At 66.3% G+C, this 25,755-nt stretch carries 25 protein-coding genes; 10 read left to right on the forward strand and 15 right to left on the reverse strand.

Annotated elements, in window-relative coordinates:
• Positions 1-30: 30 nt before the first annotated feature.
• Positions 31-516: an FBP domain-containing protein gene (locus ACW5CM_RS15410; RefSeq protein ID WP_439256260.1), complete on the forward strand. Its 486-nt coding sequence runs from the start codon at positions 31-33 to the stop codon at positions 514-516.
• A 16-nt stretch (positions 517-532) separates the two neighbouring features.
• Here ACW5CM_RS15410 and ACW5CM_RS15415 read toward each other — a convergent pair whose 3' ends face one another.
• The 6 genes from ACW5CM_RS15415 to ACW5CM_RS15440 all read right to left on the reverse strand — a co-directional run bounded on the left by ACW5CM_RS15415 (position 533) and on the right by ACW5CM_RS15440 (position 6,438).
• Entirely contained in the window at positions 533-1,513 is a 981-nt protein-coding gene (locus tag ACW5CM_RS15415) for a formylglycine-generating enzyme family protein (RefSeq protein WP_457125540.1), read from the reverse strand.
• Positions 1,514-1,548: 35 nt separating this feature from the next.
• On the reverse strand, positions 1,549-2,760 hold the full coding sequence (locus ACW5CM_RS15420) for a kynureninase (RefSeq protein ID WP_439256266.1): 1,212 nt from the start codon (positions 2,758-2,760) through the stop codon (positions 1,549-1,551).
• A 1-nt stretch (position 2,761) separates the two neighbouring features.
• Positions 2,762-3,715: an amidohydrolase family protein gene (locus ACW5CM_RS15425; RefSeq protein ID WP_439256267.1), complete on the reverse strand. Its 954-nt coding sequence runs from the start codon at positions 3,713-3,715 to the stop codon at positions 2,762-2,764.
• A complete protein-coding gene (locus tag ACW5CM_RS15430; protein ID WP_457125541.1) occupies positions 3,712-4,563 on the reverse strand; it encodes a tryptophan 2,3-dioxygenase in 852 nt (283 codons plus the stop codon). The genes ACW5CM_RS15425 and ACW5CM_RS15430 overlap by 4 nt, the downstream gene beginning before the upstream one ends.
• 118 nt (positions 4,564-4,681) lie before the next feature.
• A complete protein-coding gene (locus ACW5CM_RS15435; RefSeq protein WP_457125542.1) occupies positions 4,682-5,743 on the reverse strand; it encodes an alpha/beta hydrolase in 1,062 nt (353 codons plus the stop codon).
• Positions 5,744-5,898: 155 nt separating this feature from the next.
• Complete coding sequence (locus ACW5CM_RS15440) at positions 5,899-6,438, reverse strand: TetR/AcrR family transcriptional regulator (protein ID WP_457125543.1); 540 nt, start codon at positions 6,436-6,438, stop codon at positions 5,899-5,901.
• A gap of 91 nt (positions 6,439-6,529) precedes the next feature.
• On the opposite strand from ACW5CM_RS15440, the gene ACW5CM_RS15445 reads away from it, so the two are divergent.
• The gene (locus ACW5CM_RS15445) at positions 6,530-7,237 is read left to right on the forward strand and encodes an MBL fold metallo-hydrolase (RefSeq protein ID WP_457125544.1); all 708 of its coding nucleotides are present in this window, start codon (positions 6,530-6,532) and stop codon (positions 7,235-7,237) included.
• Between the two features lie 103 nt (positions 7,238-7,340).
• Here ACW5CM_RS15445 and ACW5CM_RS15450 read toward each other — a convergent pair whose 3' ends face one another.
• From ACW5CM_RS15450 to ACW5CM_RS15480, 7 genes are all read right to left on the reverse strand, one after another.
• Positions 7,341-8,903 (reverse strand): GMC family oxidoreductase, encoded by a 1,563-nt coding sequence (locus ACW5CM_RS15450; protein WP_439256272.1) that lies wholly within the window; start codon positions 8,901-8,903, stop codon positions 7,341-7,343.
• 16 nt (positions 8,904-8,919) lie between these two features.
• On the reverse strand, positions 8,920-10,392 hold the full coding sequence (locus ACW5CM_RS15455) for an aldehyde dehydrogenase family protein (RefSeq protein WP_457125545.1): 1,473 nt from the start codon (positions 10,390-10,392) through the stop codon (positions 8,920-8,922).
• Positions 10,389-12,539 (reverse strand): choline BCCT transporter BetT, encoded by a 2,151-nt coding sequence (betT, locus tag ACW5CM_RS15460; RefSeq protein ID WP_457125546.1) that lies wholly within the window; start codon positions 12,537-12,539, stop codon positions 10,389-10,391. Before betT ends, ACW5CM_RS15455 begins: the two co-directional genes overlap by 4 nt.
• Positions 12,540-12,624: 85 nt before the next feature.
• Entirely contained in the window at positions 12,625-13,251 is a 627-nt protein-coding gene (locus ACW5CM_RS15465; RefSeq protein ID WP_457125547.1) for a cysteine hydrolase family protein, read from the reverse strand.
• Positions 13,248-14,693 carry a purine-cytosine permease family protein gene (locus ACW5CM_RS15470; RefSeq protein ID WP_457125548.1) on the reverse strand — a complete coding sequence of 482 codons (1,446 nt, stop codon included), beginning with the start codon at positions 14,691-14,693 and terminating at the stop codon, positions 13,248-13,250. The genes ACW5CM_RS15465 and ACW5CM_RS15470 overlap by 4 nt, the downstream gene beginning before the upstream one ends.
• Before the next feature lie 305 nt (positions 14,694-14,998).
• Positions 14,999-16,288 (reverse strand): M18 family aminopeptidase, encoded by a 1,290-nt coding sequence (locus tag ACW5CM_RS15475; protein ID WP_457125549.1) that lies wholly within the window; start codon positions 16,286-16,288, stop codon positions 14,999-15,001.
• Between the two features lie 31 nt (positions 16,289-16,319).
• A complete protein-coding gene (locus ACW5CM_RS15480; RefSeq protein WP_438254208.1) occupies positions 16,320-16,976 on the reverse strand; it encodes a response regulator in 657 nt (218 codons plus the stop codon).
• 228 nt (positions 16,977-17,204) lie between these two features.
• Between ACW5CM_RS15480 and ACW5CM_RS15485 the strand changes: the two genes are divergently transcribed.
• The 5 genes from ACW5CM_RS15485 (at position 17,205) to ACW5CM_RS15505 (ending at position 22,707) form a co-directional block, all read left to right on the forward strand.
• Positions 17,205-18,344, forward strand: a complete 1,140-nt coding sequence (locus tag ACW5CM_RS15485; RefSeq protein WP_438254209.1) for a sensor histidine kinase — start codon at positions 17,205-17,207, stop codon at positions 18,342-18,344.
• Positions 18,345-18,710: 366 nt separating this feature from the next.
• Positions 18,711-19,844, forward strand: coding sequence for a TIGR03364 family FAD-dependent oxidoreductase (locus ACW5CM_RS15490; protein WP_457125550.1), 1,134 nt, complete (start codon positions 18,711-18,713; stop codon positions 19,842-19,844).
• Complete coding sequence (locus ACW5CM_RS15495) at positions 19,841-20,575, forward strand: phosphonatase-like hydrolase (protein ID WP_457125551.1); 735 nt, start codon at positions 19,841-19,843, stop codon at positions 20,573-20,575. Before ACW5CM_RS15490 ends, ACW5CM_RS15495 begins: the two co-directional genes overlap by 4 nt.
• A gap of 1 nt (position 20,576) precedes the next feature.
• Complete coding sequence (locus ACW5CM_RS15500) at positions 20,577-21,665, forward strand: alcohol dehydrogenase catalytic domain-containing protein (protein WP_438254214.1); 1,089 nt, start codon at positions 20,577-20,579, stop codon at positions 21,663-21,665.
• 19 nt (positions 21,666-21,684) lie between these two features.
• Positions 21,685-22,707, forward strand: coding sequence for an EamA family transporter (locus ACW5CM_RS15505; protein WP_457125552.1), 1,023 nt, complete (start codon positions 21,685-21,687; stop codon positions 22,705-22,707).
• 13 nt (positions 22,708-22,720) lie between these two features.
• Here ACW5CM_RS15505 and ACW5CM_RS15510 read toward each other — a convergent pair whose 3' ends face one another.
• Positions 22,721-23,467: a YidC/Oxa1 family membrane protein insertase gene (locus ACW5CM_RS15510; protein ID WP_457125553.1), complete on the reverse strand. Its 747-nt coding sequence runs from the start codon at positions 23,465-23,467 to the stop codon at positions 22,721-22,723.
• Between the two features lie 65 nt (positions 23,468-23,532).
• Positions 23,533-23,820: a DUF6412 domain-containing protein gene (locus tag ACW5CM_RS15515; protein WP_457125554.1), complete on the reverse strand. Its 288-nt coding sequence runs from the start codon at positions 23,818-23,820 to the stop codon at positions 23,533-23,535.
• A gap of 44 nt (positions 23,821-23,864) precedes the next feature.
• Here ACW5CM_RS15515 and ACW5CM_RS15520 point away from each other — a divergent pair, with 44 nt between their 5' ends.
• The 3 genes from ACW5CM_RS15520 to ACW5CM_RS15530 are packed head-to-tail and all read left to right on the forward strand — an operon-like array spanning position 23,865 to position 25,592.
• A complete protein-coding gene (locus ACW5CM_RS15520) occupies positions 23,865-24,908 on the forward strand; it encodes an NAD(P)H-dependent flavin oxidoreductase (RefSeq protein WP_457125555.1) in 1,044 nt (347 codons plus the stop codon).
• Positions 24,909-24,951: 43 nt separating this feature from the next.
• Positions 24,952-25,209: a type II toxin-antitoxin system Phd/YefM family antitoxin gene (locus tag ACW5CM_RS15525; RefSeq protein ID WP_438254221.1), complete on the forward strand. Its 258-nt coding sequence runs from the start codon at positions 24,952-24,954 to the stop codon at positions 25,207-25,209.
• On the forward strand, positions 25,206-25,592 hold the full coding sequence (locus tag ACW5CM_RS15530; RefSeq protein WP_438254222.1) for a type II toxin-antitoxin system VapC family toxin: 387 nt from the start codon (positions 25,206-25,208) through the stop codon (positions 25,590-25,592). Before ACW5CM_RS15525 ends, ACW5CM_RS15530 begins: the two co-directional genes overlap by 4 nt.
• Positions 25,593-25,755: the final 163 nt, after the last annotated feature.

Consider the following 25,755-nt stretch of genomic DNA (forward strand, 5'->3'; position numbering starts at 1 on the left):
CGAAACCCACCTCAGAAAGCACCTCCACTCATGCGTCCCATCGACGAGCGCGAGATCCGCGCATCCTTCATCAACGCCTCTCGCAAAGAGGTCTCATCCCTCACGCTGCCGCCATCTTTCGAGCAGATCGACTTCGACCGACTCGACTTCCTCGGCTGGTCCGATGCGAAGTTCGTTCGACGCGCCTATGTCGTCACCGAGGTCGACGGCGTGCTCACCGGTGCCCTGCTGCAGCGGGCCGAGCAGCGTGTGATCGCTCGTACTCAGTGCTCGTGGTGCGAGGACGTGATGCTCCGCAACGACGTGCAGCTGTACTCCGCTCGCAAGGCGGGCGCAGCCGGCCGTAAGGGCGATGCCGTCGGCACGCTGGTCTGCGCCGAGTTCGGGTGCTCGCACAATGTGCGCCTGTTGCCGTCGCTCGCGTACGAGGGCTTCGACCGCGAGGGGGCGCGAGACGCCCGGATCGTGAAGCTCGGCGAAAACGTGCGGGCGTTCCTGCGCGCTGTAGTCGGCTGACGCGGGGCGGCCGGATTCAGCCGAGCGCCACGGTTCGAAAGCCCGCGTTCCCCATCGATGAGTCCGGGGTGTTCTGCGAGCGGGCGGAGTTGCGGTAGCGGTTGCAGTACGAGATGTGGCACAGGTAGCTGCCGCCGCGCAGGAGACGCTGCTGCCCCGCCGCGGGACCGGTGGGAGACGACGCCGGTGACGCGGCGTAGAAGCCCGGGTCGTACCAGTCCGAACACCACTCCCACACGTTGCCCACGGTCTGCCAGACGCCGTAGCCATTCGGCTCGAAGGTACGCACCGGAGCCGTGGTGAGGAATCCGTCCTCGAGGGTGTTCTCTCGGGGGAACGAGCCCTGGAAGATGTTCGCGCGCCAGCCGCCGGCATCCACCTCATCGTCGCCCCAGGGATACTTCTTCGCAGCCAGCCCGCCGCGCGAGGCATATTCCCACTCGGCTTCGGTGGGCAGACGTCGTTCTGCCCACTCGCAGTAAGCGACCGCGTCGTTCCAGCTCACGTGCACGACCGGGTGATCGCCGAGTCCGTCGATGTTCGAGTCAGCCCCACCCGGATGCGCCCAGTCGGCGCCGCGCACGCCCAGCCACCACGGCGTTCCGGGGGGCTGTCCGAGGACATCGTCCGGCTGCGCCGCCAGAGCCAGGTGGAACACCGCTGAGAAACCGAAAGTCTCAGCCTCGGTCAGGTAGCCGGTCGATTCGACGAACGCCGCGAAGGCGTCATTGGTGACCGTGGTCGCATCGATCGAGAAAGCCGGGAGCGTCACCTCATGCAGCGGCGTCTCCCCATCACCCGGGTTACGGTCGCCGGAGGAATCGCCCATCAGGAACGTGCCGGCGGGGATGGCGACTTGCTCGATCGGATGCTGTCCGCCCGAGTGCGTGGCCGCGGATGCCGACACCGTCGCCCCAAGCGTCAAAAACTGGTCACGGGCAGGGGCGCCGCAGGTGCAGCCGGGGCCGCAGCTGCCGGAGGCGTCGTCGGTAGTCATCGCTCCCAGCTTAGATCGCGGGCGTCGTCACCCGGTCACAGCAGCTGGTCGCGCACCGCCAGCACGCCGGTCACCGTTTCGACGTGCGAGGTGCTCAGCGGTGACAGTCCGAGCCGGATGCCATCGGGGAACCGGAAGTCGGGGATGACCCCGTCGGCCCACAGCGCCTGGGTCACCTCGGCCGACCGCTCATGCCCGATCGTCACATGTCCACCGCGCAGTGCGGCATCCCGCGGGCTCAGCAGCCGCACGCCGAGGGGAGCGAGCTCCTCATCGACAGCGCGAACGGCGAGGTCAGTGAGTGAGACGGACTTCATGCGGACAGCATCCATCCCCGCCTCCTCGATCAGATCGAGCATTCCCTGCATGGCCAGCATCCCGAGCACGGGAGGCGTGCCGCTGATGAACTGACGGATGCCGGCAGCCGGCGCATACGCGGATCCCATCGCGAAGACGTCACCCGCGCCCATCCACCCCTGGATGGGCTGGCGCAGCGTGCCGTGATGGCGTGCGTTGACATAGGCGAAGGCGGGAGAGCCCGGACCGCCGTTCAGATACTTGTAGGTGCAACCGACCGCCAGGTCGACATCGCAGGCATCGAGATCGACCTCGACGGCTCCGACCGAGTGGCACAGATCCCACAGCATCAGCGCGCCCGCTGCGTGCACGGCATCCGTGATCGCCGCCATGTCGGCCAGCGCACCGGAGCGGTAATCGACATGGCTGAGCACGACCAGCGCGGTCTGATCGGTGACCGCTGCGGCGACATCCGCGACCTGCACCCCGTGCACGGGGTCGACTGCCAGCCAGCGCAGCGTAAGCCCGCGCTCCGCGGCAACCCCCTCGGCGATGAAACGGTCGGTGGGAAAGTTGCCCTCTTCGATCAGGATCTCACCGCGATCGGGGCGTGCTGCGACCCCTGCCCGCATGAGCTTGTACAGCAGCACCGTGGTCGAATCGGCGACGACGGTCTGGTCGGCCGCGGCGCCGAGGCAGATCCGGCCGATTCGGTCGCCGAGTTCGGTGGGAAGGTCCATCCACTGCTCGTCCCAGGACCGGATGAGCCGCGTGCCCCAGTCGTCACGGATGAACCGCGCGATGCGCTCGGGCGTCTCGCGCAACGGCCGGCCGAGCGAATTGCCATCCAAATATGCCGTGACACCGGGTGCTTCGATGAATGCGTCGAGATGACGCGTGAGCGGATCGCGGGCGTCAAGATCCCGGGCTTCGGCGAGGAGATCGGTCATATCAAGCCTCCAGGTCGGCTGAGGTGAGCGGGCGGGCGAGACGCGGATCGGCGTTCGCCGGCAGAAGCAGGAGAGGGGCGTCAGCGAATGGGTCGAGCGGTGCGAGCGCTGTCAGCAGGGCAAGTCCGTCGACACCCGCTTCGTGCAGAGCCTCGATCTCGGCATCCCGCAGATCGACGGGAGTGGGGCCGTTGCCCATATCGCTGCCGTAGATGATCTCGCCACCAGCCGCGGCGAATCGACGGACGTTGTCGACGACGTCGGCGTATGCCGAGTCGGAGTGGATCGCCATCGTCGAGATCCACGAGACGGATGCCGCCTGCGTGGCGATCTCTGCATCGGTGAGCCGCTCGGAGAACGGCGCGTGCGCGAGGCGGGATGCGCCCAGGCGTGCGACGCGCTGCGCCTGACCGGCGCCCTCGGCATGCGCCACAACAGGAAGGTTGTGCGCGGCGGCTTCGTGAACCACTGCGCGGAACAGCTCATCATCCAGCACCGGACCCGCGTCGCTGTTGCCGACGACCTTGATCCAGCTCGCGCCCGCTGTGGCCAGTGCGCCGATCACGGCGGCGGCATCCGTGGCATCCTGCACCTGGTGAACCGCACCCTCCGGAGCCCAGTCCCGATCGGCCGGATAGCCGCCGACCGCGGTGAGGAAAGGCCCGGCGTATGCGCACTGCACGCCGTGGAGGTCGGGTCCGCTGGACAGCTCGCGCACGACGTCGATGTTCGCGCCCAGGTCGATGACTCGGCCTAGCCTGCTCGAAGCGAGTGGGCGCGGATCGATGAGCTGCAGATGCACGTGATGATCGGTGAACCGGCCCGTGATGATGCCGTCGAGTCGCGGTGTGCCGGGCAGTGCGGCGGCGGGGTGCAGAGTGATGTTCCCGGCATCCATCGTCAGCGTTCCTTCGCGCAGAGCCTGCCCGTCGAAGTACCTGACCGCCTTCATCACGCGCCGATCGTGGTGCGCACCGTGTACAGCTCGGGGAAGAAGGTCAGCTCCAGCGCGCGCTGCAGGAATCCGACCCCGCTCGACCCGCCCGTGCCGGGCTTCATCCCGATAGTGCGGGTGACCGTCTTCAGATGGCGGAAACGCCAGAACTGGAAGTTGTCCTCCAGATCGACGAGATCTTCGCACGCTTCGTAGAGGTCCCAGTGCGTCTGCGGGTTCTCATAGATCTCCCGGATGGCGGGCACGAGCGACTCGTGCGGACGGTACGGATCGCGCACATCGCGCTCGAGGATCTCGACGGGGATCGGGATGCCTCGGCGGGAGGCGTAACGCAGAAACTCGTCGTACAGCGTCGGCCGTTCGAACTCGGTCGTCAGCAGGGCCAGGTTTGCCGGATGGTCGCGGAAGACCTGCAGCATCCGTTCGTTCTTGTTGCCGAGGGCGAACTCGACCGCGCGGTACTGCACCGACTGGAAGCCGGACGAGTTTCCCAGCGCGCCGCGGAACTGCGCGTACTCGGTGGGAGTGAGGGTGGCCAGCACCGACCACTGCTGGGTCATGACGTCCTGGATGCGCTTGACGCGCGCGACCCGCTTGAGCGCCTCGCGCAGATCGTCGCTCGCCAGCAGATCGCGCGCGGAGGACAGCTCGTGCAGCAGCTGCTTCAGCCACAGCTCGGTCGTCTGATGCTGAATGATGAACAGCATCTCGTCGTGGTGCTCAGGTCTGCTGACCGGATGCTGCGCGGCGAGCAGCGTGTCCAACCCCAGATACGACCCGTAGGTCATCCGTCCGCTCAGGTCTGTGACGATGCTGTCTTCCAGCGCCCGTTCGTTTTCATTGCCCATGATGCTTTGAACGTTACGCCAATTCCCCCCATCCTCCCATCTTCCGAGTGTTCAGTTGTGGCTCTGAATTTCGCAAAAGTCGAGCCACAATTGGCCACTCGCAAGCGGGATTAGGGGGTTAGGGGGTGGTGTGGGCAGCCAGGAAGGCGAGGGTTTTTTGGAGGGCGGTCTGGGCGTCGGGCATGTCCAGGTGGAACTGGTACTCGTGCGGAAGAGCGGGCTCGTGGGGTGCTGGCCAGAACAGGGTCGTCACGTTGACCCCGAGCTCATCCAGGCGCTGCGCCATCGGAATCGACTGCAGCCAGGTGAGCGCATCGCCGTTACCGCCGGAGATGTAGGTGGTCGGGAAGTCCTCGGTGACCCAGTTCACGGTCGACATCGTCGCCCCGGTGGATCCCTCTGCCCAGGTCTTCTTGCCCGCGTACGCCCACATCGAGGACTTCAGGCCCCAGCCGACGACGCCGTCGAGGGCGGCGAGGGCGGCGAGGTCGTAGACCCCGCAGTTCAGCACGGTCGCGACGACCTGATTGGCCTCCAGCGTGGGGGTGATGCCCATGATCTCGGCATAGTCCTCGCTCGTGACGAGCGTCGCCATCTGGCTGGCCAGTTGGCTGCCCGCGGAGTCGCCGGCGAGGACGATCTGGGATGCATCGACGTTCAGCTCATCGGCGTGGTCGTTGATATATCCGAGAGCCTCGTTCACCTGGTGCACGGCCTTCGGATAGACACCCTCGGGCCCGAGCGTGTAGTTCACGGCGATGGTCGTGTAGCCCTCGGCGGCGAGGATGCGCATGTACGGGGCGACGTTCTCCTTGGACCCGGAGATCCAGGCGCCGCCGTGGATCCAGACGATGGTCGGCAGGGGGCCGGTGGCAGATGCCGGTGTGAAGACATCCATCGTCGTATCGACGCCGTCCGTGCCGTAGGAGACGTCGAGAGTCTCCGTGAGCTCTGTGTCCGGGACGTATTTTTCCATCTCGGCAGCGGTGGCGTCGCCGCCCTGCGTGAAGACGGCACGGATGACCATGGCGGACGGCCAGGGAGTGATCGCCCCGACGATCGCCACCACCACTGCGATGGCGACGATGATTCCGAGAGTGATCCTCGTCTTCCACCACCGTCGATGCGGCTTCTTCGAATTGGCGGCGTCGTCTGCCTCGGCGTGCGTGAGCGTGATCATGGAACCCCTTCCACGGATCAGTGTGGCAGGAAACGGGCTCGGCAGTCGACGACGGCTGGTTTCCGCGCGTTGCGATCGTCGGAGGTTGTTTCAGATGCAGGAGGAATTCGGCTGAAACCTCCGTCAGGTGTAACAACCTCCGACAGGCGTGACGGTCAGGATGCCCCGGACGGGCGCCGTAGGCCCGCGATGATGCTGCGCAGGCCATAGTCGAATGCCTGATTTACGTCGCCACCCAGGCGGAACGCCCCGGACAGCTCCATCTGGAGAAATCCGGTGGCCCAGGCCGTGAACAGACGGGCGGCATCGAGGGCTTCAGCCTCGCCGACGAGCGCGGATGCGGCGCGGATGACGGGGGCGGCAGCCCGATCGAGTGAGGCCAGCGGAGCGAAGGCCGTGAACATCAGGCGGAACCCCTCCGGATGCGCGAAGGCGTGCGCGCGATAGACCAGCGCGAGGGATGCGAGGTCATCGCCCGCATTCTCTAGGCGTACGGTGAGCTCGTCCACCACGGCCTCGGCGACGGCGGCGATCAGCGCATCCCGATCCTTCACCCGTTTGTAGAGCGACGGTGCGCGCACCCCGACGCGCGTGGCGACGGCCTGCATCGTCAGGCCGGCCAGGCCGCTCTCTTCGAGGATCTCTCGACCCGCTGCGATGATCGCTGGATAGGACGTGCGTTCCGGTGTCGGCATCCGAACCTCCATGGGTATTGACATTAGCCATCATAGCTACGTACTGTAGCCATGACAAGCGCCACGCGGATGGCGGAGAAAGGACGCGACCATGAAGCTCGCACCGCACCTGCACCGGCTGGGCAATGACATCGTCGCGTCGTACCTGGTCGATATGCCGGAGGGGATCACGCTCATCGACGCCGGTCTGCCCGGGCATTGGCACGATCTGCAGAAGGAACTCCAGGCGATCGGCCGGCCGCTCTCCGACATCCGCGGGCTCATCCTCACTCATGGCGACAGCGATCACATCGACTTCGCCGAGCGACTGCGGCAGGAGGTAGGCGTGCCGGTGTACGTGCACGCGGCGGATGCCGTCCGCACGCGCACGGGCGAGAAGCCGAAGACCCCGATGGGGCCCGCGCGCCTGGGGCCGATGCTGGGTTTCCTGGCCTACGGGATGCGCAAGAACGCGATGCGAACGCGGTACGTGCAGGAGGTGACGGAGATCGCCGACGGTGCGGTGCTCGACCTGCCAGGCTCCCCGGTCGTGGTCGGGATGCCGGGGCATTCGCCCGGGAGCATCGCCGTCCACATTCCGGCGGTGGATGCCGTCTTCGTGGGCGACGCCCTCACTACCCGGCACGTGCTCACTGGCCAGCAGGGCCCGCAGCCGGCGCCGTTCACGGATGATCCGGCACAGGCGCTGGCCTCTCTCGACGCTCTGGCGCAGGTTCCGGCATCCTGGATCCTGCCCGGCCATGGCGCGCCCTTCCGCGGCGCACCTGCGGAGCTTGCCGCCGCCGTGCGCAGCGCCTGACACGTTCGTCGGAGGGTGTTACACATGTCGGAGGAAAATCAGCAGAACCTCCGACAGGCGTAACAGGCTCCGACATCCGTAACGGGACGGGGGCAACAGCGCCTCAGCTGCCGGAGCGAATCATCTCCGCGCACTTCTCGCCCATCATCATCACCGTGATATTGGGGTTGACCGTGGTGATCTCCGGCATCGCCGAGGCGTCCACCACGCGTAGTCCGGTCACACCCTTGACGCGCAGTTGCGGGTCAAGGGGCGACATCTCATCCTCGACCGGCCCCATCCGAACGGTGCCCACCGGGTGGTAGACGGTGTTGTGCGTGGCGCGGATGTATGCGGCCAGGTCCTCGTCCGTGACAGCATCCGCACCAGGCGCCAGCTCTCGCCCTGCCCATTCGGCCATCGCAGGCTGCGCGACGATCTGGCGCGCCTTGCGGATGCCGTCGATCATCACCCGCATGTCGTGGCCCTCGGGGTCGGTGAAGTAGCGCGGATCCACCTTCGGCTTGTCGCGGTAGTCGATCGATCGCAGCCGCACCGTGCCGCGCGAGCGAGCGTGCGTCACGTTCGGTGTCAGACAGATCATCTCTTCGGCCGTGGGATAGCCGGCGCGATAGGTGTGCATGTCGAAGGGGACTGAGCCGTAGTGCATCATCAGATCGGGGCGGTCAAGGCCCTCCTCGGTGGGCGTGAAGATCCCGATCTCCCACCACTGCGTCGACTCACGAGGCATTTGCTTCTTCGATTCCCACTGCACGACGCCCTCGGGGTGATCGGCGAGATTCGAACCGACGCCGGGGGAGTCCACGCGCACCTCGATCCCGACCTCGCGCAGGTGGTCTGCCGGGCCGATTCCGGAGAGCATGAGCAGTTGTGGGGTGTTGATCGCACCGGCCGAGACGATCACTTCGCGGGTGGCCGCGATGTGCGATGGGCGTGCGAAGGGATTGTCAACGCTGATCACGCCGGTGCAGGCGCCAGCGTGATCGAAGGTGAGCTCCTTGACATGCTGTCCGGTGAGGATCGTCAGGTTCTCGCGGTCGAGGATCGGATGCAGGTACGACACCGAAGAAGATGCGCGAGTGCCGTCGGCTTGACGGTTCACCTGGAAGAAGTTCGCGCCGTTGATGACCGTCTCGCCGGTGTTGAACTGCACACGCGGGATGCCGGCCTGCTCGCAGGCATCCAGCAGCGCGATGCCGCACGGGTCGACCGCGGGCACATTCATCAGATGCACCGGGCCGTCGTGGCCGTGAAGCTCGCCCTGCAGCTCGTTTGTCTCGAGCTTCTTGTAGAGCGGGAAGGTCTTCTCCGACTCCCAACCAGTCGCGCCGTGCACCGACGCCCACTCATCGAGGTCTTCGCGCGGCGCCCAGAAGGCGATGCACGAGTTGTGTGAGGAGCATCCGCCCAGCACCTTGGCGCGCGCATGGCGCATGAAGGAGTTGCCGTTCTCCTGCGGCTCGATCGGGTAGTCCCAGTCGAAGCCCGATTCGAGCAACTCCATCCAACGGTTCAGCTGCAGCACGACCTGCTCGTCGGTATCCGAGGGACCCGCCTCCAGCAGACCCACCGTCACGGACGGGTCCTCACTCAGTCGGGCGGCGACTGCAGCGCCGGCGGACCCGCCGCCGACGACCACGTAGTCGAAAGTGTGCGTCGTCTTCATCGTGACCAACTCCTGATCAGTGCTCGGGGAACCAGCCGGTCACCGCGGGGGTGAGGTTCTGGTAGATGTGCTTTGCTTCCTGGTACTCGGCAAGCCCGGTCGGGCCGAGCTCCCGTCCGAAGCCGGACTGCTTGAACCCGCCCCACTCGGCCTGCGGCAGGTAGGGGTGGAAGTCGTTGATCCAGATGGTGCCGTGGCGGAGGCGTCGGGCGATGCGCTGGGCGCGTCCGGCATCCTGCGTCCACACGGCGCCGGCGAGACCATAGATCGTGTCGTTCGCGATCTCGACAGCCTCATCTTCGGTAGTGAATGTCTCGACGGTGACGACAGGGCCGAAGGCCTCGTCGCGCACCACAGACATGCCGCGCTTGACCTGATCGAGGACGGTCGGAAGGTAGTAGAACCCGTCCGCCAGATCGCCGTCCGGCGCCCGCCCGCCGGTACGCAGTCGCGCACCTTCGGCGACGCCGGCCTGCACGTAGGCATCGACCTTTTCACGGTGCTCAGCAGAGATCAGCGGACCAGTCTCAGCCTCGTCGTCGAACGGTCCGCCGAGGCGGATGGCCTCTGCCCTTCGCACCAGCTCATCGACGAAGCGCTCGGCGATCGACTCTTCCACGACCAGACGTGCCCCTGCTGAGCAGACCTGCCCGGAGTGTACGAACGCCGCGTTCAGCGCGTTGTCGACCGCAGCATCGAAATCGGCATCCGCGAAGATCACATTGGGGTTCTTGCCGCCGAGCTCCAAGGCCACCTTCTTCACGGTCGCCGCGGCATTCGCCGCCAGCAGCCGGCCGGTGACCAGCCCGCCCGTGAACGAGACCATGTCGACGTCTTCGTGCGTGGACAATGGCCCGCCAGCGGTGGCACCGGCACCGAGCACGAGGTTGGCGACGCCGGCAGGTAGGCCGAGCTCGTCGAGCACGTCCATCATCAGGATCGCCGTGTGCGGGCTCAGCTCAGCGGGCTTCAGGACGAATGTGTTTCCGGCAGCCAGCGCCGGGGCGATCTTCCACGCGGCCTGCAATAGCGGGTAGTTCCACGGGGTGATCAGCGCGCACACTCCGACGGGTTCATGCTCGATGCGGCTGAGGACATCTGCGTCGCCGGCATCCACAATCCGCCCGGCATCCTGGGCTGCGAGCTTTCCGAAGTAGTCGAAGCAGGCCGCGATGTCGTCCATGTCGATGCGCGATTCGACCAGGCGCTTGCCGGTGTCACGAGATTCGGCCAGCGCGAACTCTTCTTTGCGCTCCCGCAAGCGCTCGGCCACCTGCAGCAGGAAATCGCCGCGTGTCGGCGCAGGAGTCGAACTCCACTCGCCGCCGTCGAACGCGCGACGTGCGGCGCGGATCGCCGCGATCGTGTCAGCCGCTGAAGCCTCGTCGACGACGCCGACGAGTGACCCGTCTGCCGGGCAGTGGATCTCTCTGGTGCCGCCATCGATCGCCGAGGTCCAGGTGCCATCGATGAACAGTGTCGCGGTCATGGGGTCTCCTTGGTTGTGTTCTCTGCGGAGGTGTTCGCTGAGTCGTCGGCACCGTTCGTGTCGGATGCCGGATCCTGGAAGTCGTCCTGCCAGTCGGTGACTACCGGGAGTGCCTCTGTGAAGACGGGCTCCGCAACGTCGACCGTGATGCGCAGATACTCCAGGTGGGACTCGTAGCCGCTCAACACATCGGTGATCAGCTGGTCGGTCGTGTAGCCGTACACGTCGTAGCCGCGCGAGCCGGTGGCGGAGAACACTTCGAGCCGGAAGTACTGGCCGGACTCACTGACACTTCTGTAGGCGAAAGTCGGGAGCTCGTGACTGACCGGATACACCTGGTAGGTGAAGTCCTCGCTGCCGTCGTAATGCACGGTGAGCACCATCGAGGGCGCATCCAGCGACTCGATGTCGATACGTTCCAGGGTCGCCGGCACTCCGGCTGCCTGCAGTTCGTCGCTGACCTCCTTGAGTGCGGGCGCAACAGTCTTTTCCAGATATGTGATCACCTGCGCGCGCTGAGGATAGGTCGTGGAGCGCTTTAGCCGCTGACGCCAGTTGGTCTGGGTTGGACCGAAGCGCCCAGGGATCGTCGCGAGATATCCCGCACGACGTTGCTTTTCAGCTCCCAGTGAGCGGTACAGCGAGATCATCACCAGATACAGCAGCAGCGACACCGGCAGGCCGATGATCAGCGTCGCTGCCTGCAAGGTCGGCACGCCGCCGACCAACAGCATCCCGAGGGTCAGCAGGCCGGTCGCCAGCGCCCAGAAGACGCGCAGGAGCTTGCCCGCATCCTGCTTGGGGTCTTCCATCTTCGAGGTCAGGTTCGCCAGTACCAGGGCGCCGGAGTCGGCGGAGGTCACATAGAACAGCAGGCCGGTCAACAGCGCGACTCCGAGCACGACCGGGGCCGCCGGATACTGCTGCAATAGGTCGAAGAACGCCCGTTCCGGGGTGTTTACGGCCGACTCGGCGAAGGCGGCGTCGCCTCCGAGGATGAGCTCGAGCGCGGAGTTGCCGAAGATCGATACGAAGATTGCAATGAACGCGAACGGGATCACCAGCACGCCGACGATGAACTGGCGCAGCGTCCGGCCACGGGAGATGCGCGCCAGGAACAAACCGACGAACGGCGCCCACGCGATCCACCATGCCCAGAAGAACAGCGTCCATCCCTGCATCCAGTCATCGGGACGGCTCCACGCGAATGTCTCCATCAGGAGACTGGGGAACGTGGCGACGAAATCGCCGATGTTCATCACGAGGCCGTCCATGATGCGACGTGTCTGGCCAGTGATCGTGATCCAGACGAGCAGCACGATGGCGAGGATGACGTTCGCTTCGGAGAGTCGGCGGATGCCCTTCTCCACACCGCTCACGGTGGACACGGTCGCCATCGCGACAGCGAGCACGATCAGTGCGATCTGCATCGACACCCCATCCGGAGTGCCGAACAGCACGTGCATTCCGTAACTGAGCTGCACGACGCCGATGCCGAGCGTGGTGGCGATGCCGAAGACGGTGCCGAGCACGGTGAAGATGTCGACGCTGTGCCCCACCCAGCCGTTGGTGAACCTGCCGAAGATCGGCGAGAGCACCGACCGGATTGTCAGCGGCTTGTTGAGACGGTAAGCAAAGTAGGCGAAGGCTGCGCCCATCAGTGCGTACATCGCCCAGCCGACCGGGCCGTAGTGGAAGAACGTCCACACGATCGCCTGTCGTGCGGCGGCAATGGTCTCGCCTTCGCCCGTCGGCGGGTTCATGTACTGCGCAGCGGGTTCGGAGACGGCGAAGAACATCAGGTCGATGCCGATGCCTGCAGCGAACAGCATCGAGGCCCACGTGAACATACTGAACTGCGGCTTGGAGTGATCGGGGCCGAGTTTGGTGCGCCCCACCGAGGAGAACGCCAGAATCAGCACAAATACCACGACGATCGCTGCGGTGAGGACGAAATACCAGCCGAAGTTGGTCGCGATCCACCCGACCATGACGCCGATCACTTCGCCGGCCTGGACCGGGGCGAAGATCGCCCACAGCGCGATAGCCAGAATCGCCGCCGCTGAGCCGATCAGCACCGGCCAGCGGGGCGGCGGAACGGCGGTTCGTGTGCTGGCGGGCGTGGGCGGCGAGGTATCTTCAGTCATCACATCAGTTTCGTCGGGTGTCGCTCAGTAAAAGTGTCTGTCAGTTACGTGTTGCATTGACGATGGCAAAGCGCTGGACGCTCGTTTAGGTGATATTCGCGAGCACCTCTGCAGCGCTGCTGATCGTGATCTGCGGCGGGTACAGCCCCATCACGTGGACCGCCGCGGCATGGTTCTCGGCCGTCGACCCCGCACAGGCATCGGTGGCGAGGGTGATGTGCGCGCCGGCATCCGCTGCCGCCAGGGCGGTGGAGATCACGCAGCAGTCCGTCGAGACTCCGGCGAGGACGACGTGCGCGCCGCCGCCGACGATCGCCTTGATCTCCGGCCCCCACTTGCCGAAACTGGGCAGGTCAAGGGGCGGATGCGGGGACAAATCGCGGGCCGCGGGAACGAGGTCGAACAGCTCATCCGTCGGTGGCTGATCGGCGAACGGCCACGCCGCGAAGTACGCACCCCATGACGTGGAACGGTCGGCCGTCGGCATCCATCTCGTCACGAGCACGCGCTCGCCGAAAGCATCCGCCAGCGCGCGAATGCGCGGCATCGCCTCAGCGAAGAACGGCGAGCCCCACTCCGAATCGGTCGCGGCGAAGATGTTCTGCGGATCGATGACGACGAGCCACGTCTGCCCACTCGCTGCCGCTTCGACGGGCTCAGTGACCGAAGCGGGCTCAGCGACCGAAGCGGGCTCTGCAGCCGAAACGCTCATCTCTCCTCCTGCCGCCGGATCTTGCCGGCGCGAGCGAAGTACGTCACAAGGAACGAGACGACGAGTGCGAAGAAGACGCCGAGGTTCGCGTAGCCCCAGTCATCCCGCAACCCGAACAGATCGAGGAAGTATCCCTGCCAGTCATTCCACGCGGCATCCGAGAACTGATTGATGACCAGGCCCCAGCCGATGACGCTGGTGACGACCATGGTGATGATCGAGGTCCAGTCCCAGGCGCCATAGCGGCCGTTGGCGTCGAAGAGCGCCTCGTCGTCGTAAGCCTTCTTGCGGCGCAGAATGTCGGCGATCAGGATGCCGGCCCACGAGGCGAGCGGCACACCGAGGGTGATGAGGAACGACTGGAAGGGGCCGAGGAAGTCCGTGGCGAAGAACACCACGATGATCGTGCCGATGGTGAGGATGACGCCGTCGATCGCCGCGGCGGAGGGGCGTGGAATGCGGATGCCGAGACTGATCAATGTCAGCCCCGAAGAGTAGATTCCGAGCACAGCGCCGGAGACGAGAGCGAGAACAGCGGTCAGCAGGAAGGGGATGAGTACCCAGATCGGAAGGATCGCCGCCAGCGCACCGATCGGATCCGCCTGCACAGCGTTGAAGAGGTCTTCGTCAGAGCCGGCGAGCAGCAGGCCGAAGATCACCAGGATCACCGGCGCGATCGAGCCGCCGATCGTGTTCCATGCGACGATCGCGCCATCGGATGCGGTGCGCTTCTGATAGCGCGACCAGTCAGCGGCGATGTTGATCCAGCCGAGTCCGAAACCAGTCATCACCATCACCAGTGCGCCGATTGTTTGTGCGAGGCTGCCGCTGGGCAGTGCCATCACGGCGGCGAAATCGATGTGCGAGAACGCGAGGATCACATAGAGGATCGTGACGGCACCGGTGACCCAGGTGAGCACCGATTGCAGCTTCATGATCGTGTGATACCCGAGAACGGATGCCGCGACGATGAGCGCGGCGACGATCACGGTGGCGATGATCTTCAGGGCGACGCTGTCGCCGTCGCCGCCGAGCTGCGTGATCACGGTTGCGGTGGCGAGCACGGCCATGATCGCCAGGAACGTCTCCCAGCCGATCGAGGTCAGCCACGAGACGATGCCGGGAACCTTCTGCCCGTGCACGCCGAACGCAGCGCGGGAGAGCACCATCGTCGGCGCGGAGCCGCGCTTGCCGGCGATCGCGATGAGGCCGCAGAGCAGGAACGACACCACGATGCCGATGACGGAGACGATCGTCGCTTGCCAGAACGAGATGCCGAAGCCCAGGACGAACGAGCCGTAGGACATCCCGAACACGGACACGTTGGCTGAGAACCACGGCCAGAACAGGTCGCGCGGCTTAGCGGTGCGGTCGGACTCGGGGATGACCTCGATCCCGACGCGCTCAATCAGTCCTGGTGCCGTGGCAATCTTCTCTGACATGCCATCATCTTGGCACCACTGCCGTGCCGATGGAATCAGGTGCCGAGTGCTGATGAATCACGCGCGGGTGTCGATGGCGCCGGTCCCCGGTCGCCGGTCGGGGCGTGCGCCGGTCCCCGGTCGGGGCGTGCGCCGGTCCCAGGTCGGGGAGGGGTCGCGTTTTGCCGCATGCGCGCACGTCGAGCGGCCCTTCGCGACACCTGCTGAATCGGGCGCCAGCGGGAGGGGTCGCAAAGGGCCGCTACGCGGTGGTCGTGGCGGCCATTCGCGACACCTGCGACTCCTGACGGGCCTGCCCGGGACCGTCAGGCGGCGAAGAAGGCCTCGGCGACGCGAGTCAAGGCGTCGAGGTCGGCGACGCCAGCCAGCTCGCGAGCGGAGTGCATTGAAAGGATCGGGATGCCGACGTCGACTGTGCGGATGCCGAGACGAGTGGCCGTGATCGGGCCAATCGTCGACCCGCACGGCACAGCGTTGTTCGAGACGAACTCCTGCGACTGCGCTCCGGCGGCCTCGCACCACTTCGCCCAGGCGGCAGCGCCCAGAGCATCGGTCGCATAGCGCTGGTTGGCGTTGATCTTCAGAATCGGGCCCGAGCCAAGTAGCGGCTGCACGACCGGGTCGTGCTTGTGCGCATAGTTCGGATGCACCGAGTGTCCGACGTCGCTTGAGAGGTGCCAGGATGCCGCGAACGCGCGGCGCTGCTCGGTGGCATCGGCGCCGAGGCCGGCGTAGAGCCGGGCCAGGATGTCTTCGAGGAAGGGGCCGGCGGCGCCGGAGCGCGATGCGGATCCGAGCTCTTCGTGGTCGAAGGCGGCGAGGATCGCGATGCCCGGTCCGTCGAAGGTGTCTGCGGCGAGCGAGGTGAGAGCGACGACTCCGGCATGCACCGAGGCGAGGTCGTCCAGGCGGCCCGAGGCGAAGAAGGCGTTGTCCTTGCCGAACACGGCTCCGCGAGCGGAATCGGCAACGACGGCGTCGAAGCCGCGGATGTCAGCGGCGTTCACTCCGGCGGAGGCGGCGAGTTCGCCCAGCAGATCTTCGGCGGTCGGGTCGCCCAGGCCCCACACCGGCTGGGTCTGGAACTGCTTGTCCAGCGCCAGGCCGCTGTTCGCTTCGCGGTCCAGGTGAACGGCGAGCTGCGGCAGGCGCAGCAGTGCTCCGGTGTCGGCGAGCACGACGCGGCCATCGGCCAGAGCGAGGCGCCCGGCCAGGCGCAGTTCGCGGTCGAGCCACGAGTTCAGCAGCGGACCGCCGTAGACCTCGACTCCGGCCTGCAGCCACCCGCGGGATCCGGTGGTCGGCTTCGGCTTGAGTTTGAAACCGGGGGAGTCGGTGTGCGCTCCGAAGATCTGCGAGGGCGTGGTGGGCGAAGCATCCGCCGGCACCGCCCACGCGATTGCGGCGCCATCGCGGACGACGACGAACCGGCCACCGGCCTGCGTTGGCCACGCATCTTCCTCTTCGAGCCGAACGAATCCGACTTCCTCGAGGCGGCGGGCCACCTCTTCGGCGGCGTGATAGCTGGAGGGGGACGCGGCGACGAAGTCGGCGAGGTCCTCGGCGTGCGCGAGGGCAGAAGGCGTGACGGACATGCCTTCGATCGTAGCCGCGCCGGTTATGAGGTCAGCCGAAGTCCACGAGGCCGGCGCGCGCTGCCGTGACGATGATCTGCACGCGGTCGCGCACATGCCATTTCGACATGATGCTGCCGAGATGCGCTTTCACGGTGCCCTCGGAGACGATCAGCACGCGGGCGATCTCGGCGTTCGACATCCCCTGGGTGAGCCGGTGCAGCACATCGGTCTCGCGCTCGGTGAGAGGTTCGAGTTCGGGTGTGCTGGATGCTGTGGGCTTGGTGTCACGTACGTGATCGATGAGCAGCGACGCGATGATCGGCGACAGCGAGCTCGCGCCGCTGTAGACCTCTCGAACAGCGGCGAGGATGCTCTCCGCACTGGAATCCTTGAGCATGTATCCCGCGGCGCCGGCGCTCAGCATGGGAAGGACGGTGTCCCGGCCGGCAAGTGTCGTCACCGCAAGGATGCGCACCTCAGGCCAGCGTTCGGCGATGATCGCGGTCGCCTCAATGCCGTTCATCTCCGGCATCTGCACGTCCATCATGATGACGTCCGGGCGGTCCGCCTCGACGAAGGTGATCGCTTCAGCACCAGTGGTGGCTTCACCGATGACCTGGATCTCCGGATCGCGGGACACGAAGTGTGACAGTGCTGTGCGAACCAGAGGGTCGTCATCGACGACGAGAACACGGATTTCTGGCATGGGGGAAGCCTAACGGCGAAGCGGTACGTCACCGCGGGCCTAGACCTTTGGCTAGCAAGGTCTGACCGGTGGTCTGATGTGCAGGGTGTTGGTTGTCGAGAAGATGGGGGCAGTTATCCGACAAACGACTAGCTCGGGGTGGTGAACACTATGTCTTTTTGGCAGATGCTTGCAAAGGCTTTCGGTCTCTGACGCTAGCGCACCTGGCGAATAGGGGATACTGCAACTATGGCTTTCGGTCGGTCGCTGCGGAATGAACCTGGCGCCATCCGATTGACGCAGGGCGGACGGCTGAGCCCTCTCGAACGCGTCGCCACTCTGGTGGTCGTCGGCGGGCTCATTGTCGTTGACATCGTCGGCATCGTCATATTCGGTGCCAATCCCCTGACAGCGGTGGTCAGCATCGCGACCACAGCCGCTTTCGCGCTCTACCTCTGGAAGCCGTGGGTGGCAACCTGTGCGCTCGGCGTGGTGTTCGCGCTCTCGTTCATCACCGGCACCGGATCAGAAGTGATTCTCGCCGCCGCGATCGCGGCAGGCCTGGTCATGCGGCTGGGGCGAACCGTGCTGATCCTGTCTTACGCCGGCGGCTTTCTCGTCGCAGTCGCCATGATCGCATTCACGGGCACGGCTATTCCCGTCACCGTCGGGATCTACCTGATCATTGCGACGGTGGCAGGCGCGACCGGTTTCGCTCTCCGGGTGGCTTTTGATCGAGGGCATCGCCTCGAGCAAGAACTGGCCGAGCGTGCCGAGCGTGAGAAAGAAGCGGTGCTCGCTGAGCGGCGGTGGATCGCCGGCGAATTACACGACAGCATCGCGCACCACCTGACCGTCGTCGCACTGCATGTGCAGATGCTGGATGCCTCAGACAAGCGCAAAGAGTCTCAGGACGCGATCCGTGGCGCGGCGAAGAAGGCCATGGCTGACCTCCGTTTCGTCATCGAACTTGCGGATGATGGGCCGCGTTCGTCCGCAGCTCACTCGGGTGATCTGGCCGCGGCTATCGACGAGGCCCGGGGTGAAATCGAGTCCGCGGGCTATCCGGTGTGCAGCGAGGGAAACCCGCAGGATGAGCGACTGCCTCGTGTCGCGGAGATCATCCTGAGCCGGATTGTGCGCGAGTCAGCTACGAACATTCTGAAGCATGCGGGACCCGGAAACGTGAGCGTCCGGCTGATCGTCGACGATGACTCAGCGGCGTTGGAGATCTGCAGCCCGCTTCCGGCGACGCCCCGGCGCGATCTGCCCTCCAGCAGCACTGGTCTGAACCGCATGGCTGAGCGCGTGGTCGGAGGCAGCGGTGAGTTCAGCGCGGGCGTGGTCGATGGGCGGTGGGCGGTTGCGGCTCGGCTGCCGATCCGGTGACAGGGGCCACGGCATCCTCTGAGAGATCATTGGACGAAAGTCCAATGCGCTTGCGACCTTCGGCACTTCTCGTGGCTTTCATCGGTCAGTAGCGTGAGTGGCACCCCAGAAATAGACGTCCCCAGCGTCTGATCGCGGGCGCGGACTTGGTACTAGAGTCCATGCGCTCGCGATCGTCTGTTTTTACGGTGATTCGGGGCGATCCGCGTGGGGAACTGCCGGTCCGGGTGGCACGTGAGTTTGCCTGCTGTTTACCCGAACGAAGGACTGGTGAACGCCAGCCGAACGTTCACTCGAACGGCGTATTCACCGGGCACTGCGGTGTCACAGTAGGTGCTGAACACCCCTCAGCATCGAAAGGCCGTCATGACCGTATCCACTGCCGATTTGGTGGTCGTCGGATCCGGGATCGTCGGTCTCGGCGCTGCCTACGCCGCCGTTCGTCGCGGCCTGCGAGTGATCGTCGTGGACCGGACGGCTGAGCCCGTCGGGGCGACGATCCGCAACTTCGGGCACGTGTGCATCGGTGCCCAGACGGGGATCGCACGCGAGTTCGCCGATACCTCGCGCGAGATCTGGCTGCGTTTGGCGACTGACGCCGGCTTCTGGGTGCGCGAGTCCGGCACGCTGATCGCCGCCCGCGACAGTGACGAGCTCGCCGTGCTCGAGCACGCGGCAGGTGCAGACCTGCGGATGCTGGATGCTGCTGAACTGCTCGAGCGCGCCCCGCTTCGCCCCGACTCGATCATCGGCGGAGCACTCATCACACCCGATCTGCAGACGAATCCTCGCGAAGCCGCGGGCGCTATCGTCACCCACCTCTCCCGCCTTGGCGTCGAGTTTCGGTTCCGCACCGCGGTGACGGCGGTATCGGCATCCGTTGTGCACACAACGCGCGGACAGATCGACGCGGGCCGGGTCGTCGTCGCGGTGAATCACGACATCGACCAGTTGCTGCCGGAGATCGCCGAACGTGCCGGCGTCGTCCGCTGCGCACTCGACATGATGCGTGTCGCCGCCAACCTGCCACGCACTCTTGATGCGCCGCTGCTGACCGGATGGTCGCTGCTGCGCTACGGGCGCTTCGCCTCCGCCGTGGCGGATCGGCTGCGCGAGCGACTGCACGCCGAGCATCCACAGCTCGCGGCCCTCGATCTCAACCAGATGTATACGCAGCTGCCGGATGGCACGCTCATCTTCGGTGACTCGCACGTGCGTGGCATGCAGCCGGGTCCCTTCCAGCCCGAGGCGGCGTTTGACGCATTCCTTGCCGAGGCGCGAACGCTGTTCGCCGCCGAGAGGTTCCGCGTCATCGAACGTTGGCAGGGCGTCTACGCCTCCGGGCCGGGCGAGTTTCTCATCGAGGAGCCGGAGCCGGGCCTGCACGTGATCGCGGCGACGACCGGCATCGGCATGACGACGGGTCTGGGGCTCGCCGAACACACACTTCAGACCGCATTTGACCGGGCATCGCAGCCCGCACAGGGAGGAACCCCATGACCGCCATCGAACTCGTCGTCTTCGACATGGCCGGAACGACCGTCCGAGACGACGGCGTCGTCGAGCAGGCCTTCGCGCGCGCTGCCGAGCGAACCGGAGTCGCCGATCGGATGCCGTGGGACGACGCCCTGCAATACGTCCGCGACACGATGGGCATGTCGAAGATCGACGTGTTCACCCACCTTTCCGGTGGCGACACGGACGCGGCTGTTGCCGCCACCGCTCAGTTCGAAACGGCGTACTCCGAGATCGTCGCCGAGCAGGGTGTGACGGAGATTCCCGGCGCTGCGGCCACGATCGCAGCGCTGCGCGACGCCGGACTCACGGTCGCACTCACCACGGGCTTCGCCCCCGTCACTCGCGACGCACTGATCGATGCCCTCGGCTGGCATGATCTGATCGATCTCGCACTGTCGCCGGTGGATGCTGGTCGCGGACGCCCTGCGCCGGACCTCATCCTCACCGCGCTGCTGCGCACCGGGGCCTCGTCTGTGCAGGCGGTCGCCGTTGCTGGAGACACCAGCAGCGACGTGCGCTCCGGTCGTCGCGCGGGTGCAGGCTTCGTCGCCGGCGTCCTCAGCGGCGCCCACAGCCATGATGTGCTGGCAGAAGCCGGTGCCGATGCGGTGCTCGACGACATCACCGCTGTGCCCGCGGCGCTGCGCGAACGCGGACTCCTCGGTGCTGGTCGCGACGCGGCCGTCGGCACCACCCTCGCTCAGGCGCTGTGACATGCGCGTACTGCTGCCGCAGGATGAGCGGCACGACGTCGCGCTGAGACCCGCGGCGACGGCGATGGTCTGGGTCGGCCCCAGCCAAGCGCATGAGACGATCGCTGTGCCCGGGGTCGCCCTGGGCCTGAAGGATGTGCTGGTCGCGATCGAGCTGTCGACCATCTGCGGCTCGGACGTGCACACAGTGCAGGGTCACCGATCGGCTCCCATTCCGCTTGTGCTCGGACACGAGAGTGTCGGGCGGGTGATCGCCATCGGTGAGGCGGGTGTGCTGGCCGCCGATGGCAGCGAGTTGCGCATCGGCGACCGCGTGGTGTGGTCGGTGACGGTGTCCTGCGGAACCTGTGAACGATGCCAAGCCGGGCACACGCAGAAGTGCGCGGTGCTCGCCAAATATGGGCACGAGCGCATTGAACCCCGCTGGGAGCTGACCGGAGGATTCGCCACGCATGCGCATCTGCGCGTGGGAACGGCGATCGTGCGGGTGCCGGAGGCGCTGCCGGCCGCGGTGTTCGCGCCGGCCTCGTGCGCGACGGCCACGGCCTGGGCGGCGGTCGCACGCGCAGCGGCCGGTCGGAGCCTGGAAGGGCTGCGTGTTCTCGTCTACGGCGCGGGTCTGGTCGGGCTGTCGGCCGCGGCAATTGCAGCGGATGCCGGAGCTCAGGTCAGCATCGTCGACCCCTCACCTGCGCGCCGCAGTTTCGCGGAGCGATTCGGGGGAGTGGGGCTCGCTGCCGCCGTCGAGCCCGCAGACATCGTGATCGAGGCATCCGGCCACGCTGTCGCCGACGCGCTGGCTGCAGCCGACGTCGGAGGAAGCGTAGCTCTGGTCGGCAGCGTCTTTCCGGCACCGCCCGTGCCGCTGGATGCCGAAAGCATCGTGCGGCGTCTGGTGAGCGTGGTGGGCGTGCACAACTACACGGCCGACGACCTCGTCGGGGCAGTGGGTTTCCTGGCCGGTCGCGGACGTGCGTATCCGTTCAGCGAGGTGATCGGCGCGGTGCATCCGCTGCGCGATGTGGATGCTGCACTCAGCGCAGCATCCGCGCCCGGAGCGCCGCTGCGAGTCGCTATCGATCCGCGCTGACATCGGGCAGGCTGGTGTGATGCGCACACCAGCCTCGCAGAGCACCGCCGTGGGCGTAGCTCTGGTCGTCGGATCGTGCCTCTCGTTGCCTTTCGGCGCAGCCATCGCCACCCAGCTGTTCCCAGCCCTCGGCGCGTGGGGAGTGACATCACTGCGCATCGGGATCGCCGCACTTCTGCTGCTGGTGATCGTCCGCCCGCGCGTGCGCGGCTGGAGCAAGCAGCAATGGATCACCGCCGTGCTGTTCGGTGTCTCCCTCACGGGGATGAACGGCTTCTTCTACGCCGGAATCGAGCGCGTTCCGCTGGGCCCCGCCGTGGCGATCGAGTTTCTCGGACCGCTCGTGCTCGCCGCCGTTCTCACCAGACGCCTCCTCGACGGCATCTGGGTCACCGTCGCCCTGATCGGCATGGCGCTGCTCGGCGTGGACGGCATCCTCGGCGCAGACCCGCTCGACCCCCTCGGCGTCTTCTTCACCCTGATCGCAGCGGGGTTCTGGGCGTTCTACATCCGCATGAGCGCCAGCGTCGGCAAGGCGATCCCCGGCAGTGGGGGTCTCGTGGTCGGGCTGCTCGTGGCATCCGTTCTTCTCCTCCCGATCGGTGTGCCCACGACGATAGCCGCGGCATCCGACATCAGCCTGCTGCTGCTCGCACTCGCCACGGCGGTGCTCTCCTCGGTGATTCCTTACAGCTTCGAACTGGCGGCGCTGCGCCGACTTCCGCAGCGCGTCTTCGGCGTGCTGCTGAGCCTCGAACCAGCTTTTGCCACACTCGCCGGATGGCTCGTGCTCGCCCAGAGTGCGACACCGTTGAGGCTCGCGGCCGTCGCGCTGGTGGTCGTCGCGAGCGTGGGAATCACCGTGGGCGCGCGCCGTGCGCAGCGGGGGGCAGGCGGCACAGGCGACACGGACGGCGCGGGCGGCACCGGCGGGACGATCGACGCGACAGGCGCCGATCGCGCAGGCGCCGCGGATGCGACGAAGGGCCCGGAAGAACCGCCGGCGGTGTTCACCGGGACGATCCCGATCATCCCGAACTGACCCAGCACCCCGCTTACACGCTCGTCGGCAGCGGATAGCGACGCCGCAGGATCACCCGCTGCACGAGCGTCCACACGACAGTCACCGTCAGATAGAGCCCTGCTGCCAGCGGCACGAACACCGCGAAGACGGCGGTCAGATAGTGCAGGGCGTTCATCATCCCGAGCATCCCGGGCGATGACATCGGGGAGTCGTCCACGGCGACCGGGCGGAAAACGCGCCGTGTGATCTCGGCGACGACGATCATGATCGCGATGAGGACGCCGGAGACGACGAGCGTCGGAAGCGCGAACGGACCGGTGAACAGCATCGAGACCAGACTCGTGCCCAGCGACGCCCCGAACAGATCATGCGTGAGCAGTTCGTTCGCATGGCCGGCGATGTCGGTGCGCAGAAACAGCGTGTAGAGGATGCCGATCACCGGCGCCTGCGCGAGCACAGGCAGACATCCCGCGAACGGCGACGTGTTCTCGTCCTTGTAGAGCTGCATCGTCTCGCGCTGCAGCTTCTCGGGGTTCTTCTTGTGCCGCTTCTGCAGTTCGCGCAATCGCGGCGCGAGCCGGGCGCGGGTCTGCTCGGCTTTGGCCTGTGAGATCCCGACCGGGATGAGCAGCGCACGCACGAGCAGCGTCACCAGAATGACAGCGGCCGCGGATGCTGCGGTTCCGGCCAGAGGTTCCAGCAGTGCAGACAGTGCGGTGAGAGCGCCGTAGGCGGCGTCGAGGATCGCCGCGATGGGCCCGAAGGCGTAGATGTCCAAGAGATAGTCCGTTCAGAGTGAGGGGAGTGTCGGCGTGATGCCGTGCTCCCGTCGCTGGCGGACGATCACACGGCGCGCACGACTCCCGGTGCTCGCGGACGCGGGTGGCCCGCGGCATCCGGATCACTCTGCGAAAGCAGCACGGATCGATCGATGGCGCGCAGCGGATGCGGCGAAGAGCCCTGGCCGGTCTCGGCGATGCCGAGCGTGATCGCGACGACGAGAGTCGCGACGGCCACAAGGGCGAGTGTCAGGCTAAGCGCTGCGAGATCGAGCGCCGCCAGATCGGGCATCGCGAGCAGCCCGAGCGCAGACAGCATCAACTGCACCACCTGCTCGAACCAGTCCGCCATGTCACCGAGATTACCAGTGGGCGCCTGAGGCGTAGCCTCGGAGTATGGGCGATCTGCGTGAGGTTCTCGGCATCCAGCATCCAATTCTGCTCGGCGCATTCGGCGGGCTGTCCTCCGTCGCGCTGACCGCGGCCGTGAGCGAGGCCGGCGGCCTCGGCGCTTATGGGCTGTACGGCTACGACGGTGACCGCATCCGGTCCACCGCTACCGAGCTGCGCGCCGCAACCGGCAAACCGTTTGCGCTGAACATCTGGCTTCCGACCGGAGATGAGGTGGCGCCCGGTCCGCAGCACATGGTCTTCGCGCAGGCGCTGGAGCCGTTCTACGAGGCCGTCGGCGTGGAGGTTCCCGCGCGTCCCGAGCGCTACCTGCCGCCGCTGGACAAGCAGCTCGATGCGATTTGGGATGCCGCTCCCGCCGTGCTCAGCGTCGTCTACGGGGTGCCGTCGGGCGACGTCGTCGAGGAGGCGCATCGGCGTGGCATCCGAGTTGTTGGCACGGCGACGACGGTGGCCGAGGCCGTCGTGCTTGCCGGTGCAGGTGTGGATGCTGTCATCGCCAGCGGCGCCGAAGCGGCAGGTCACCGGGTGTCTTTCCTGCGCACGCCGGAGCAATCTCTGGTGGGCACGTTCGTGCTCGTGCCGCAGGTGGTGGATGCCGTGTCGATTCCGGTCATCGCAGCCGGAGGCGTTGCCGACCGGCGCGGTGTCGCGGCGGCCCTGGCGCTCGGGGCATCCGGTGTTCAGGTCGGCACGGCGTTCCTGGCGACGCGCGAATCCGCAGCTAACGATGCGCACCGCGCAGCCATTCGTCGCACCGCCGCCGACGAGAGCGTCCTGACGAAGGCGATGAGCGGACGCCTGGCCCGCGGCGTCCGCAACCGCACCGTGCGGGCGATCGAGGCCAGCGGCACGATCGCACCGTTCCCGATGCAGAACTGGTTGACCGGGCGCTTCCGCGCTGAGGCCGGCAAGCAGAGTCTGGGGGAGCTGCAGTCGCTGTGGCTCGGCCAAGGGGCCCCGCTGGCGCGGTGGGATGCGGCGGACGAGGTGTTCGCTGAGCTGGTGGCGGGGCTACCCGACCACTGAACCAGATTCCCGACCTGGCTAGAAGTTTGGCTATAATGGCTAGATGGCTCAGCATAATGTTCTCGACGCGCGGAACAACCTCTCGCGATTGATCGCGGAGTCGCAGTCCGGCGAGGATGTGGTGATCACGAAAAGGGGCGCCCCAGTGGCGCGTCTGGTCCCGATCGGTCCGGTCGATCTGATCAGGAGTGGCACCGCACTGATCGAATGGATCGAGTCCAATCCGGTGCCAACGAGACTCTCTCGGACGAGCGCAGAACTGGATGCCCAGATCGCTGCAGCGCGGGATTCCTGGGAATGATCTACCTGGATTCGTGCATCCTCATCTATGCGCTGGAAGACCGGAGTGCGCGCGGGGATGCCGTGCGAGCCGCTCTGAGTCAGACCAGGTCGCTGGTGGGCGCAAGCGATCTCGCTTTGCACGAATGTTTGGTGGTCCCGTTGCGGGAGAAGAACGTTGAGCTCCGGGACCGCTACCTGGCGATCTTTGACCGACTGGAGCGGATATCCCTCGACGCCGCGGCATTCATTCGCGCTGCAGAGCTGCGCGCGGATTTCGGGCTCAAGACTCCGGATGCTCTGCACCTGGCTGCGGCGCAGCTGAGCGGATGCGACGAATTCTGGACTAACGATAAGAGGCTTGCCGCGGCATCCCATGGCCTCGCGGTCGATGTCGTGAATTGACCTCCGACCGACCGACAGGCAGACCCACCCTGCCGCGGCGTCCCCGCGCGCCTACCCCCTGCTCCCGTCGCAATTGGTGCTGTTAAAAGTGGGGCAATGTCAAATGGTGGGAGCAACGCCGGGGGTTTAAGCGGCGAGTAGCAGCTCGTTCAGCCGGTTGGCT

This window comes from Microbacterium wangyouchuni (assembly GCF_054072595.1).